This window comes from Gilliamella sp. ESL0405, assembly GCF_019469205.1.
Classification (GTDB): Bacteria; Pseudomonadota; Gammaproteobacteria; order Enterobacterales; family Orbaceae; genus Gilliamella.
In genome coordinates this window covers 2,310,308-2,324,499 of record NZ_CP048265.1, presented here as the reverse complement: position 1 = coordinate 2,324,499, position 14,192 = coordinate 2,310,308, and the positions used below count along the sequence as shown (strand labels likewise).

General features: G+C 35.2%; 11 protein-coding genes. 8 read left to right on the top strand and 3 right to left on the bottom strand.

The features are described from left to right. Positions 1-152 precede the first annotated feature (152 nt). From lon to GYM74_RS10095, 3 genes are all read left to right on the top strand, one after another. Positions 153-2,588: an endopeptidase La gene (gene lon, locus GYM74_RS10105; RefSeq protein ID WP_220218091.1), complete on the top strand. Its 2,436-nt coding sequence runs from the start codon at positions 153-155 to the stop codon at positions 2,586-2,588. A gap of 136 nt (positions 2,589-2,724) precedes the next feature. Further along, positions 2,725-4,578 carry a SurA N-terminal domain-containing protein gene (locus GYM74_RS10100; protein ID WP_220218090.1) on the top strand — a complete coding sequence of 618 codons (1,854 nt, stop codon included), beginning with the start codon at positions 2,725-2,727 and terminating at the stop codon, positions 4,576-4,578. 162 nt (positions 4,579-4,740) lie between these two features. Further along, a complete protein-coding gene (locus GYM74_RS10095) occupies positions 4,741-5,046 on the top strand; it encodes a helix-hairpin-helix domain-containing protein (protein ID WP_220218089.1) in 306 nt (101 codons plus the stop codon). Positions 5,047-5,089: 43 nt separating this feature from the next. Here GYM74_RS10095 and priA read toward each other — a convergent pair whose 3' ends face one another. Further along, on the bottom strand, positions 5,090-7,258 hold the full coding sequence (gene priA, locus GYM74_RS10090) for a primosomal protein N' (protein ID WP_220218088.1): 2,169 nt from the start codon (positions 7,256-7,258) through the stop codon (positions 5,090-5,092). A gap of 244 nt (positions 7,259-7,502) precedes the next feature. On the opposite strand from priA, the gene moaC reads away from it, so the two are divergent. The 5 genes from moaC to GYM74_RS10065 all read left to right on the top strand — a co-directional run bounded on the left by moaC (position 7,503) and on the right by GYM74_RS10065 (position 11,487). Further along, complete coding sequence (moaC, locus tag GYM74_RS10085) at positions 7,503-7,982, top strand: cyclic pyranopterin monophosphate synthase MoaC (protein WP_220218087.1); 480 nt, start codon at positions 7,503-7,505, stop codon at positions 7,980-7,982. 17 nt (positions 7,983-7,999) lie between these two features. After that, positions 8,000-8,245 (top strand): molybdopterin synthase sulfur carrier subunit, encoded by a 246-nt coding sequence (gene moaD / locus GYM74_RS10080; RefSeq protein ID WP_220218086.1) that lies wholly within the window; start codon positions 8,000-8,002, stop codon positions 8,243-8,245. A gap of 4 nt (positions 8,246-8,249) precedes the next feature. Next, on the top strand, positions 8,250-8,693 hold the full coding sequence (moaE, locus tag GYM74_RS10075) for a molybdopterin synthase catalytic subunit MoaE (protein WP_220218085.1): 444 nt from the start codon (positions 8,250-8,252) through the stop codon (positions 8,691-8,693). Positions 8,694-8,749: 56 nt separating this feature from the next. Beyond that, complete coding sequence (locus GYM74_RS10070) at positions 8,750-9,478, top strand: Bax inhibitor-1/YccA family protein (protein ID WP_220218084.1); 729 nt, start codon at positions 8,750-8,752, stop codon at positions 9,476-9,478. A 179-nt stretch (positions 9,479-9,657) separates the two neighbouring features. Continuing rightward, the gene (locus GYM74_RS10065) at positions 9,658-11,487 is read left to right on the top strand and encodes a sulfatase-like hydrolase/transferase (protein WP_220218083.1); all 1,830 of its coding nucleotides are present in this window, start codon (positions 9,658-9,660) and stop codon (positions 11,485-11,487) included. 39 nt (positions 11,488-11,526) lie between these two features. On the opposite strand, the gene sppA is transcribed toward GYM74_RS10065, so the two are convergent. Both sppA and apaH read right to left on the bottom strand, forming a co-directional pair. Continuing rightward, positions 11,527-13,344, bottom strand: a complete 1,818-nt coding sequence (sppA, locus tag GYM74_RS10060; protein WP_220218082.1) for a signal peptide peptidase SppA — start codon at positions 13,342-13,344, stop codon at positions 11,527-11,529. A 29-nt stretch (positions 13,345-13,373) separates the two neighbouring features. Continuing rightward, a complete protein-coding gene (gene apaH, locus GYM74_RS10055) occupies positions 13,374-14,192 on the bottom strand; it encodes a bis(5'-nucleosyl)-tetraphosphatase (symmetrical) ApaH (protein WP_220218081.1) in 819 nt (272 codons plus the stop codon).

The following is a 14,192-nucleotide window of genomic DNA, read 5'->3' as shown; positions in this document are numbered from 1 at the left end:
TTGCACTGCCCCATATTAATATAAAAATAAAAGCTCTCATAAATATTGTCATGTTTTAGTAATAGTGCATGTTTAACTGAAAAAATAGGCTTGAATATCTAAAAATGACCCTCATATTTATTTAATGGGTTTGTACTAGTAGAGAGAATAAAATGAAAACAAAACAAACTAACCAATTAATTATGCCTATTTTGCCATTACGTGATGTTGTTGTCTTTCCGCACATGGTAATTCCTCTCTTCGTAGGTCGAAATAAATCGATTCGTTGCCTTGAAAGCGCAATGGAAATGGATAAGCAAGTTTTTCTTGTTACGCAAAAAAATCCTTCTCAAGATGAACCAGATGTGAATGATTTATATAAAGTGGGTACGATTGCGAACATTTTACAACTGCTTCAATTGCCTGACGGAACGGTAAAAGTGCTGGTTGAAGGCGTAGATAGAGCAAAAATTGTCGATATTGTTGAACGTAAAGAAGATGATTTTTTAATTGCAAATATTGCACCGTCAAAGGAATCGAAAAGAAACAATGACGTTAGTCAAGCAATGATTCGAGTTGTTTTATCTAATTTTGATGAGTATGCAAAGCTGAATAAAAAAGTCACACAAGAAGTTGTCGATTCAATTCACTTAATTAAAGAACCATCACAATTAGCCGATTCGATAGCAGCAACGCTATTTTTAAAAGTTGATCAAAAGCAGGAAATTTTGTTTACAACGAATCTGGAAAAGCGTTTTGAACTGCTTATTTCGTTAATGGAAGCAGAAATTGATTTACTGCAAGTTGAAAAAAATATTCGACAACGTGTTAAACAGCAAATGGAAAAAGCTCAAAAAGAGTATTACCTTAATGAGCAGATTAAAGCCATTCATAAAGAATTAGGTGATATCGATAATAAACCTGATGAGTATGAAGAGTTAAAAGAAAAAATTACTAAAGCTAAAATGCCTCAAGAGGCTACCGAAAAAGCATTAGCTGAACTTAATAAATTAAAAATGATGCCAGCAATGTCGGCGGAAGCAACGGTAGTTCGTGGTTACATTGATTGGATGTTACAGGTACCTTGGCATAAGCGCAGTAAAGTTAAAAAAGATATTGGTGCAGCGCAAAAGATTTTGGATAAAGACCATTATGGGCTTGAGCGAGTAAAAGACCGTATTTTAGAATATCTCGCCGTACAAGGTCGAGTTAATAAAGTTAAAGGGCCTATTTTATGTTTGGTTGGACCACCGGGTGTTGGTAAAACATCACTAGGTCAGTCTATTGCCAAAGCAACCGGTCGCCAATATGTGCGTATGGCACTTGGTGGCGTGCGTGACGAGGCTGAAATTCGTGGCCATAGACGGACTTATATTGGATCAATGCCGGGTAAATTAATCCAACGTATGGTAAAAGTTGGCGTTAAAAATCCATTATTTTTATTAGATGAAATTGACAAAATGGCATCTGATATGCGTGGCGACCCTGCATCAGCATTATTAGAAGTGCTTGATCCGGAACAAAATAATGCATTTAGTGATCATTATTTAGAAGTTGATTATGATTTATCGGATGTTATGTTTGTTGCTACAGCAAATTCGATGAATATACCTGCGCCATTATTAGACAGAATGGAAGTGATTCGGCTTTCTGGCTATACCGAAGATGAAAAATTGAATATAGCGAAGCAACATTTAATCACTAAGCAGATCGAAAATAACGGCTTAAAAGCGAAAGAAATAAGCATTGATGATTCTGCAATCATCGGAATTATCCGTTACTACACCCGTGAAGCAGGTGTTCGTAGTTTAGAGCGAGAAATTGCCAAAATTTGCCGTAAAGTTGTCAAACAATTGGCATTAGATCCTAAATTGAAAAAAGTGACTGTTAATCAAGATAATCTAAAAGATTATTTAGGTATACAACGTTTTGACTATGGTAAAACAGATAATGAAAACCGCATAGGGCAAGTTATCGGTTTGGCTTGGACAGAAGTTGGTGGTGATTTACTTACAATTGAGTCGGTAAGTGTACCGGGTAAAGGTAAATTGACTTATACTGGCTCACTTGGTGATGTCATGCAAGAATCTATCCAAACAGCTTTAACAGTCGTACGCTCTCGTGCGGAAAAGCTAGGTATTAATAGTGATTTTTATGAAAAACGAGATATTCATGTGCATGTTCCGGACGGTGCCACACCAAAAGATGGTCCTAGTGCCGGCATTGCAATGTGTACCTCTTTAATATCGACATTAACCGGGAATGCTGTACGTTCTGATGTCGCAATGACAGGTGAAATCACATTACGAGGCGAAGTCCTACCAATTGGTGGTTTAAAAGAAAAACTGTTAGCCGCTCATAGAGGTGGAATTAAAACGGTAATAATTCCGAAAGATAATGTGAAGGATCTGGAAGAAATTCCGGATAATGTAAAAGCTGAACTGGACATTCGGCCGGTCAAATGGATTGATGAAGTGATTGCTATTGCTTTACAGAATAATCCGTTTGGTATGGAAGTTATTACCGGAGAAGTTGCTTTAAAACAACCTACCAAAAAAGCGCTAAAAAAAGTAAAAACAAGTGTTGAAATACCAACCAGCTTAAATTAAATTTCAATTTTATTTAAAAGATCAACATAACTATGTTGATCTTTTTTTTTATACGTCACACTCAGGCAATAGCGAATTTAGCTAAATATGCTATACTTGCGTGATTCAACATTAGGTATATGGAGAATCTTAAACAATGATGGAGACAATCCGAACAGCTGCAAACAATATTGTTGTTAAAATTATTTTTGCAATAATTATGGTAAGCTTCATTTTTACAGGCGTTGGTTTTTTAGGCTTTGGTAGTAATAGTGCGAGTGATGCGCAACTATACATTGCCAAAGTTGATGGTGAAGGTATTAGCCGAGAACAATTTGAAGCAGAAGCAAAAATGGCAACAGCGAATTCTTTAGGCGATAGTTCGTTTATTAAAACAGTACGTCGTAATGTCCTAACAAAACAGATTGATAATTACTTAGCTTATCAGTTTTCGCAAAAAATTAAATCAGCTGTTAGCAATTCACATATTAAAAAATATATCCAGCAACAAAAAGTATTTTTTACTAACGGTAAATTTGATAAAGAAAAATATTTAGCTTTACTTGCTGAAAATAAATTCACACCGGAAAGTTATGCAGAAGTCTTGAGATCGGCATTACAGCAAGAGCAAGTTATCGAGGCGTTAGTTAAAACCAGTTTTGTATTGCCTGTTGATTCTGATATATCCTCACTTAAAAATCAAACTCGTACGGTTTACGCAACATTAGTTGATTCATCTATAGATAATGTTGATGATATAAACATAACATCAGAAGATGAGCAAAAATATTATGATGAACACTCAAAAGAATTTTTCAAAAAAGAACGCGTAAAACTTAAGTTCATTCGTAATACTTTAGAGGCAGTTAGAAAAAGTGTTAAAGTGAGTGATGATGAAGTTAAACAAGAATATGAAAAAGAGATCAAAACCTATACATATCCTGCTAAAAATGCCTATAGTGTAATTTACGTTACCGATAAGGAACAGGCAGATAAAATAGCGAGTGATCTTGCTTCTTCTGTCGATTTTGATACGATTGCCAAAAAGATGAATCAAGATAATAAAGTTTCGCCATATGGTAAAAATGGTTCTATTGGTTGGCTTGTTGAAGATGATTCACTACCAGAAGTGTTTAAAGAAGCTCATTTAACACAAATTGGTCAAGTTTCTTCGCCAATTGCAGCTGACGGCGGTTATGTTTTTATCAAACTTGATGGTATGAAGAAATCAGAAGTGATGGATTTTGACTTCGCTAAAGTTAAGATATATGAAAAACTTATAAATCAAAAAGTACAACAAGATTTTGAGGCTATTGAAGATAAAATCAAAACAGCTTTAAGTCATTCTCCTAAATCTATCGAAGAGATAGCACAGGAGACAGGTCTTGAGGTATTTACCACCGATTGGGCTTCCTATAATCAACCGTCCACAATTCTTTCTCATCCTGAAGTTAGGGATGTTGTTTTTAGTAATGAAATGATTGTTGATGATCATGCAACAAATAACATATCTGAGTTAATTCCGGTTGAACGAAATTATGGTACGTATGAATTTGTTGTTCAAGTGACTGATTATCGTCCGGAAGGTATAGCGCCATTTGAAGAAGTCAAAGATGATATTCATCAAAAAATGGTTAATGAAATTGTAGATAATCGCTTTAAATCAACAGTGGATAATGTATTAGATGATTTAAGAAAATCTGGTCGTTCAGATAAGGTCTCATTTGGCCAACGCTATACTGTAACACGAAATTCAACCGATTTTGAGCCGGCTGTCATTGATATGATTTTCTCATTAGAGCCGCCACAGAAAAATAAAAATGAATTTGGTGCTGAAATTTTCAAAAAAAATCAAGCTTATATTGTCTCGCTAATCAAAGTTGATACGCCGGAGCGCCAAGATATTTCATCGGAATTAACACCGTTATTTATTAACAATACTTATTATTATCTTACAGCTGATATTCGTTCCAAGGCGAAAATTGAAATCATGCCAGATTCTAATTTGTGATGAATTTCGAAAAATTACTGTAATTTAAGTAAAAATGAAAAGCCACTTAGGTGGCTTTTCGCATTTCTGTAAGTCATAAAACATTTTTAACTGATGAAGTGAGATAGTGATAGCGCAAACTTACTTGCCTATTTATTTTAAACAACTTTTGAGGTTAAATATATGAAATTATTATCAATTTTAAGTCTTTTATTATTAAGCTTTACCTTTTCCGGTTTTAGTTATGCTCAATCTGCTTCTCCCGCTACTGCACAGCAACAACAAAAGCAGCTAGATCAAGTCAATATTAACACTGCAACAGCAGAAGAGTTAACAAAAGCATTAAATGGAATTGGCGCAAATAAAGCGCAAAAAATTGTCGAATATCGGGAAAAATTTGGACCTTTTGTATCAATTGAACAATTGAAGGAAGTTTCTGGCATCGGGCAAGCAATACTAGATAAAAATGCAGGAAAAATAACCTTATAGTAAGTGTTATCCACCAATAAATATTGGTGGATATTACCTGCAACTAATTATCTATAGGATCAACATCTATGCTCCATCGGACTTTAGATGTCTCACTCCACTTGTCGATAGATATGATTAATTGGTCTAAAATTTGTTGTAATTGCTGGCGATGCGTATGTTGTAAAAGTAGTTGCCAGCGATAATACCCCGCTTTTTTGGGTTGATTGGATGGCATTGGGCCTAGTTGCCATAAGCGATGATCATCTAAACTTTTTAACCAATCATGGATTTGTTGTAAAAAATTTGGCGCATGGTGATTATTGCGATCTGCAGCCCTTATCATAACTTGATAACTGAAAGGTGGTAAATGTGTCTGCCTGCGCTCTTGAAGTGTAAATTTAGCAAATTCTTGGTAGCCTTTCGACAGTAAGACATTAAGCAAAGGATGATCGGGATGATAAGTTTGTAAAATCACCTCGCCGGTTTTCGCTTCCCGACCCGCTCTACCTGATACTTGTGTATAAATCTGAGCAAACCGCTCTGTCGCTCTAAAATCACTGGAAAATAATGCACCGTCAACATCGACAATACCGACTAATGTGACATCGGGAAAATGGTGACCTTTCGCTAAAATTTGTGTGCCAACTAGAATATGAGCGCCGCCTTGTTGTATTTCTTTTAAGTAATTATCCAATGCGCCTTTTTTACTCACAGTGTCACGGTCAATACGGCTAATTTTGATATTAGGAAACAGAATTTCAAGTTGCTTTTCAAGTTGTTCGGTACCAAACCCAATTGGAATCAAATGTGTCGACCCACATTTTGGGCATTGATGAGGCAGGGCTCTTGGTGTATCACAATAGTGACATATCAGTTTATTCTGTTTTTGGTGATAAGTATAAGGCATATCACAGCGAGGGCATTCGGCAATCCATCCACAATCATGACAAATGATAGACGGTGAAAAACCACGTCGATTTAAAAATAGCATGACCTGATTGTTGTTTGATAGATGTTTTTTTATCTGATCAATGAGTGGTTGAGATAGACCAGCACAAAGCACTAACCCACGAATATCTAAAATAGATTGTTGAGCAAGCGAAGCATCACCAGCTCTTTGGGTTAGCTGTAATAACTGATATTTTTGATTTTGTGCATTATTTAACGTTTCAAGTGATGGCGTTGCTGAACCTAATATAATGGGAATATTTTCAATTTTCGCCCGGATAATCGCTAGATCACGGGCATGGTAACGCCAGCCTTCTTGTTGCTTATAAGAATTATCATGCTCTTCATCAATAATAATCATGCCTAAATGTTTAAATGGCGTGAAAAGCGCAGAACGAGTGCCGACAACAATGGCGTTTTCTCCAGACCGGCTTCTAAGCCAGACTTCAAACCGTTGTTTATCGGTTAGCCCGGAATGCAAAATATCTATTGGCGCATTAAAACGCTGTTTAAAACGTTTGATTGTTTGGGGTGTTAAACCTATTTCCGGCACAAGTATCAATGCTTGTTTGCCAGCAGATAATATATCGGAAAGGATATTTAAATAGACTTCGGTTTTACCTGAACCGGTTATACCTTCTAGTAGAAATACGTTAAACTGTTGATTTTGTTGATTAACCGAAGCTATGGCTTTGGTTTGTTCTTCGTTTAGTCTAATTGATGTTGGATTGGTTGAAAAATGACTTTGCCATTCAACTGTATCAGGAGTGACACTGACTTGTTTTATTAATTGTTTCTTTTCTAATTGATGAAAAATATTGGCGCTGAAATCATTTTCAGAAAACGTATTGTTTTTCAATGAAGTTAACAGTAATTGTTGTTTATATGATCGAGACAATGATTTCAAATCACAATTCTTACCAAGCTCGGTTAATTGCCACTGTTTGATCTCAGCTTTGCTTGCTTGTTTTCCTTGTCTAAGTAATACAGGCATAGCGTGAAATATGACTTCACCAATTGGAAAATGATAATAACTTACAGCCCAATTAAGCAGCTGCCAAACAGCCGGTGTAAATAGTGGCTGATTATCAATGATTTCACTAATATCTTTTAGGCATTCAATTGGGACATCGGTTTGTTGATCAATACTAACAATAACGCCAATAGCATCACGTTTACCAAAAGGCACCTTTACCCGCATGCCTACTTCGGCAGGTTGTGTTAAACGGTAATCATAAAGTTGATAAAGTGGAACAGGTAAAGCGATATGAGCAATAAGCATTAAACGGTCACAATTGCAGTTAACATATTATCTCTATTGTACGCAGTTTTTTACTAACTCGCAAAATCTTACCTAATTATTGTGGTATTTTTAGATAGATTGAGCTTTGAAAATTGGTTTTGTTAAACTCAATCTTCAAGGTTAATTACATTGCATAACTTTATTGACTGGCGGTAGTATCCCAATGCAAAATTTGTTATCTTGAATATTGAAAATAAATTATCATTTTTCATAGGAACTTAAGATGTCAGATTCATTCACGCATATTAATCAACATGGTGATGCGCACATGGTAGATGTTTCAGATAAACAAATTACCACTCGTGAAGCAAGTGCTGAATCATTGGTATTAATGAATGCTCAAACACTTAACATGATTCTTGAAGGTAAACATCATAAGGGTGATGTGTTTGCAACAGCGAGAATTGCCGGCATTCAAGCCGCAAAAAAAACTTCGGAACTTATTCCCCTATGTCATCCACTACTTTTGAGTAAAATAGAGGTGGATATCACAGCAGACATTGATAACCATTGTGTAAGGGTTAAGTCCCTATGTCGGTTAAATGGGCAAACCGGTGTTGAAATGGAAGCCTTAGTTGCCGCATCGGTAGCGGCATTAACAATATATGATATGTGTAAAGCGGTTCAAAAAGATATGGTTATTACACAAGTAAGATTGCTGACCAAAGTCGGTGGTAAATCGGGTGATTATTCTGCTAAATAAATAATAGTTGTGACAAAATGAATAAAATTATGTTTTTTGCTCAAATTAGAGAGTTAATTGATACTGATTCCCTTCTTTTAGATGCTCAACAACTAACGGTTGCAGATCTTCTTGAACAACTAAGCAAACGGGGTGATAAATGGTCTTTAGCATTAAAAGAAAAAGTGGTGCTTTGTGCGGTTAACCAATCACTGGTTGATTTTAATTATCTTATTCAACCGGGTGATGAGGTGGCATTTTTTCCACCCGTGACAGGAGGTTAACTTGATGAACATTATTGAAGTTAGTCAAGATTCTATTGATGTCGAAAGATATATCGATTGGCTTAGTGAGCGCTCCCAAGACGGTGCGGTAGTGACATTTATGGGTAAAGTTCGTTGTTTAGAACAACCGACAATTGGGCTTTATTTAGAGCACTACGCTGGTATGACCGAAAAGGTATTAACCAATATTATTGCTCAAGCACGCAGTAAATGGCAACTTGGCAAGGTTGCCGTTATTCATCGGGTTGGCGATATCAAAACTAATGAAAAAATTGTATTTGTTGGTGTGAGTTGTTCGCATCGTTCAGATGCCTTTGCCGCGGCTGAATTCATCATGGATATATTAAAAAATCAAGCGCCTTTTTGGAAGAAAGAGCGAACGATTAATGGTGAAAAATGGGTTGAAGTTAAAAAATCTGATACAGAATTGTTGAAAAAATGGTATTAATAACTATTTACTATATAATAGTTACGAATTGTCTAATTTTTTGATGAGAGGTAAAAATGACAAGTTTTACGCCAAATGGCTCAATTATTGAAAAATCAAATAGCAAAATACAAACATATTTGAGTCATGTATATGGTTGGATGGCAGTAGGTATATTATTAACTGGTTTAGTTAGTTGGTATACAGCCAATTCATCTTTATTAAATCTACTATTTGATATTAATAGCCGAGGGCAAGTCTCTCTTTCATTTTTATCTATAGCGTTAATAGTTGCAGAATTGGCCATAGTATTTTGCTTATCACCTATGATTGATCGTTTTTCAGGAAAAACCGCCACGACCCTATTTATGCTATATTCAGTATTAAATGGTATAACATTAAGTTCGATTTTTATTTGTTATACACACTCTTCTATTGCAAGTGTATTTTTTATTACAGCAGGAATGTTTGCTGCTTTAGCTTTTTACGGTTATACCACTAAACGTGACTTAACGAGTTGGGGTAGTTTTTTATATATGGGGTTAATTGGAATTATTATTGCCTCTATTGTTAATTTCTTTATGGGTAACCAGGCATTAATGTGGGCAATTACCTATATTGGCGTATTTATTTTTGCTGGTTTAACTGCATATGACACCCAAAAGTTAAAAGAGTTTGGCGAACATCTATCACAGGATGATGCAAATGTATTTAGACGCTATGTTATTTTAGGTGCGTTATCGCTATATCTTGATTTTATCAATTTATTTATTTTGCTATTAAGAATCTTTGCTGATAGACGATAAATTGATTTATAAATGACTTGAAGGGCTCTTTTTATGAGCCCTTTTTATTAATTATTTAAGCATCATCACAATATAGTGTTATTTTGTTAAAAAGTTTCAGAAAAGCACTATGTTTCAATATAAAATATTATATCATTTTATGATATATCCATTGCCGCTCTCTCTATTAGAGAATAATAATGAAAAAACTCTATTGTTTTGTTTTAATAAATGTATTTATTTCATCGCTGATTTCCGTTCGGTTTTTTTTAGTGCCGGGAGCATCACTTTCCGTAATAAGTAGCGTTTTTTCAATATTTGCCGTATTTGGTCATTTTTTCTTAGCCTACCTGTTACTTTTCATTATTTGCCTGCCTTTAGTTAAGTTAAAGAAATTTTTTGCAAATATCCTACTTGCTATATTGTTTGGTCTGTTTCAGATAGGGTTATACATTGATACTATTGTCTTTGAGCAATACCGATTTCATGTCAATGAGTCGGTATTATCTATGGTGTTTTCTGGTCAGGTTGTCGATTTTTCATTAGTTACTTACTTGCTGATGTTTAGCTTGATCATTGTCTCTTTTAGTCTTGAATACTTTCTTCTTTACTTGCTTGATAAAAAAACAACACGCCAAAAAAGGCGATCGAAAGTCGTTTTGTTTTTTACTCTTTTCCTATCGAGTTCATTAATTATTAGCCATCTTGTTCATATGGTAGCTTTTTATTATGCTTATTCTCCAATTATGGTGGTAAAAGAGTATATTCCGTTGTATCGTCCATTTACTTCCAAAAAAATAATGGGCTTTTTTGATAAGCAAGGTCAGCGTAAAGTTATTTTCGAAATAGATAACAAACATGATAGCATCAGCTATCCCAAAAAGGCGCTGGTTATCAATCCTGAAAATCAAAAATTGAAGAACATTGTGTTTATTGTGCTTGATTCCTGGCGGTATGATACGTTCAATGAAACTATTTCTCCAAATAGTTATCGTTTTGCGTTAAAACATAAAGCTGTTATTTTTGATAATCATTACTCAACGGGTAATGCGACACGTACCGGTATTTTTGGCTTATTTTATGGTATAGCTGGTACGTATTGGGATGCATTTTTACGTAATAGTATACCGTCATTATTTGTCACAACATTGCAAAAAGAAAAATATAATATTGGCATTTTTACCTCAGCTAAAATTACTGCGCCTGAATTTGATAGAACGGCTTTTGTCACAATTAAAAACTTAAGAATTAGTAGTAAAGATGGGACAGCCGCAAGTCGTGACCAACAAATTACCGATGATTGGTTGGCTTGGTATAAAAATCGTGATGTATCTAAACCAAGCTTTTCATTCTTATTTTATGATGCGCCACATGCTTATGATTTTCCGGATGACTTCCCGGTTAAATTTAAACCAATAGGCGATCTAAATTATATGACGCTAAATAATGAGACCGATCCTTTACCTATTTTTAATCGTTATAAACAAAGTGTATATTATGTTGATTTCTTATTGCAAAACATCTATGAAGAATTAGAAAAGTCGGGAACTTTAGATGATACACTTATAATCATCACCGGTGACCATTCGCAGGAAATGAATGATAATAAACTGGGTTTTTGGGGGCATAACGGTAACTATACCGATGCTCAAACAAAGGTGCCGTTCATTATTATAGGTGCTAATGAACTGGAAAATCTTAAAAATAACGCCAATAAACTGACGAGTCATGAAGATGTGGTGCCAACATTAATGAAGCATTATCTGCATGTAAAAAATGATATCAGTGATTACTCAACTGGATATGATCTGTTTAGTCCTATACTCAATCGTGATTGGCTATTGATGTCAAACTACAGCTCTTATGCCGTTCGAACGTCCGATAATATCTATTTTGTCAACCGCATTGGTGTAAGCCATTATATGGATGTGCATAATAATGAGGTGGATCAAACACCTAATTATCATTATATTCAAGAAGCGATGAAAAGTATGCGTTATTTTTTCCGATCTTCCGAAAAGCGTGACTAATATATCCACCCAATAGGGGTGGATATATTCAAACAACCATTAGCGCACATCGGCACAATTTAAACAATAAATATAACGGTTTTGAGTATCGTGGAACTTATCCCATAAAGAAATTTGTTCTCGTAGCTGTTTAGCTTGTGGCAATTGTTCAAATACTACTTCTGCTGTCGATTTAGGTAACATTGCTATTAAGCCTGTATAGAAATCACTAAACCAGCTCCCTTCCGGTTTTTGCCAATCTATTTCATAATCGGTTAAATTCGCCAATGTAGCTGCCATTTCAACGGCATCATCAAAATCACCTAATTTATCAACTAGTCCATTTTTGCTGGCTTCAACACCTAACCAAACTTGTCCTTGAGCAATTTTATCGACTTGTTCGGTTGTCATATTTCGTGCTTTAGCAACCAAAGAAATAAATGAGTTATAGCCATTATCGATATTGAGTTGCATAAGTTGATTTAATTCATCAGGAAGATTTTGAGCCATATTTTGGTTAGCTAAAGGTGATGTTGATACCCCGTCGCTGTAAACACCAATATGTGATAACGAGTTTTCAAATGTTGGGATAATACCAAAAATACCAATAGAGCCGGTAATCGTATTTGGGCTTGCGACAATGTAATTCGACGCTGTAGAGATCCAATACCCTCCGGAAGCAGCCATGCCACCCATTGAAACAACGATAGGAATTTCATAATCCTGTAATGCTTCGAGTTCACTACGAATCGCTTCTGACGCATCGACACTACCGCCCGGACTATTTACTCGTAAAATGACAGCTTGTATGTTGTTTTTATTCAAATCTTGACGAATATATCTGAGTTGTTCAACAATATCTTGACTACCTGCAACACCACTACTATTGCCACTATCAGTAATCGTACCATTAACAAATACAACGGCTATTCGTGGTTTTTTAGCTGTCTGTTGTTGATTGTTTTTAAGTTTATAATCATAAATGCTTACTGTGTCTTGGCTATCGACTTCACCCTCAAACTCGTAATAACTTGCAATGTTATCGATTAAGCCATTAGATAAAGCATAATTAGTCATACTGCCACCAGCTGCTTTTATTTGCGACAACATAACATCAGGCTCAGGCACTAATTGTGAAGCCGCTTTTTTTCTTAATGTTGAGATATCAGCTAGGTAGTTATCCCACATTAAATTAAGCCAACGGCTGGTATTGCTTTTTGCTTCATCCGACATATCATTACGAATAAATGGTTCTATTGCTGATTTATAGGTACCAACACGGAAAACATGAGTGTTAACCTTTAAATTATCCAGTAACGTTTTATAGTATAAATTGTTAGCGGATAAACCATATACATTCACCGCCCCTAGAGGGGTTAAATAGATTTTGTCAGCATAACTTGCTAAATAATATTGACTCTGATTAAAGTTAGAACCAATAGCGTAGATAGGTTTGTTAGCTGCTTTAAATTTGGATAAATATTTTCCAATATATTGAAGCGAACTCATGTCAGTCCCCACAAAATTATCCAGTTTAAGAATTATACTGTCAATGTTGGGGTCAGTTGTTGCTTGTGCTATTTTTTCGGTTAATTCAAATAAACTATTTTCGCGAGACGTATTCACCTTTTTGCCATAAATTTTGTTTTGTAAGGCGTAAATTTCATCGCTATAGAATGTATTATCAACAATTACCCCTTCAAGATCGACAAGTAAAGCGCCTTGTTGCGGAGTAATCTCTTCAGTTTGTGCTTCTTTAATTAATGCAATGACGCTGAAAATTAAAATAATAATGATTAAGAATATTAGATTGAGAAATATTTCTCTTATCAGATTAATGATTTTCCAAATTGATTTTATAACGTTAAGTACAGACATAATAAATAGTCCTTATAAGTTTTGATTTTCTAATTTTTAGCCGCATTATTTCGTTTTTTAAAATATTTTTTGTCTTCAAATCTTAAGCATGTCAACTTTCCTCCCCAGCAACATCCTGTATCAAGGGCATAAATATTTTCCGGGGTACCTTTTCCATTTAACGCTGCCCAATGACCAAAAGCGACACTATATTCTGCCGGGATCTTACTTGGTAGTAAAAACCAAGGTTTAAGTTTTGTAGGGACTTGATCGGGTGGTTTTTTATAATAAAAATCCAGCCTGCCGTCTTCATAGCAAAAACGCATACGAGTTAATGCATTGGCGATATAACGTAAACGGTCTAAACCTTGTAATTGGGGTGACCATTCATCAGGGAAATTACCATACATTTTATCAAGAAAGAGCGGGTAAGAATCACTGGCCAGCATCACATGTAAGTCATGCGCACATTTTTTTAGGGTTGGCAAGTCCCATTGTGGGGAGATCCCCGCATGGGTCATAATCAATTTTAATTCATCATCTATTTGAACAAGAGGTTGCTTACGCAGCCAATTCATCAATTCATCATAATCCGGTGCTTGAATAATTTCTTCAAGATTATCTTTCTTTTTGGGCGGCGTAACACGGGCATAAATCGAGAGCAAATGAAGGTCGTGATTGCCTAATACTAATCTGATTTGATTGATATTTTCTTTTACAAATCTAAGCACTTGTAATGATTTTGGACCCCTGGCGACAAGATCGCCAGTAAGCCACAATGTATCAGATGATGAGAATTTAGCTTTTTCAAGTAAGCGCATAAACTCATCATAGCAACCATGAATATCTCCGATAAGTAGGTTTGCCAT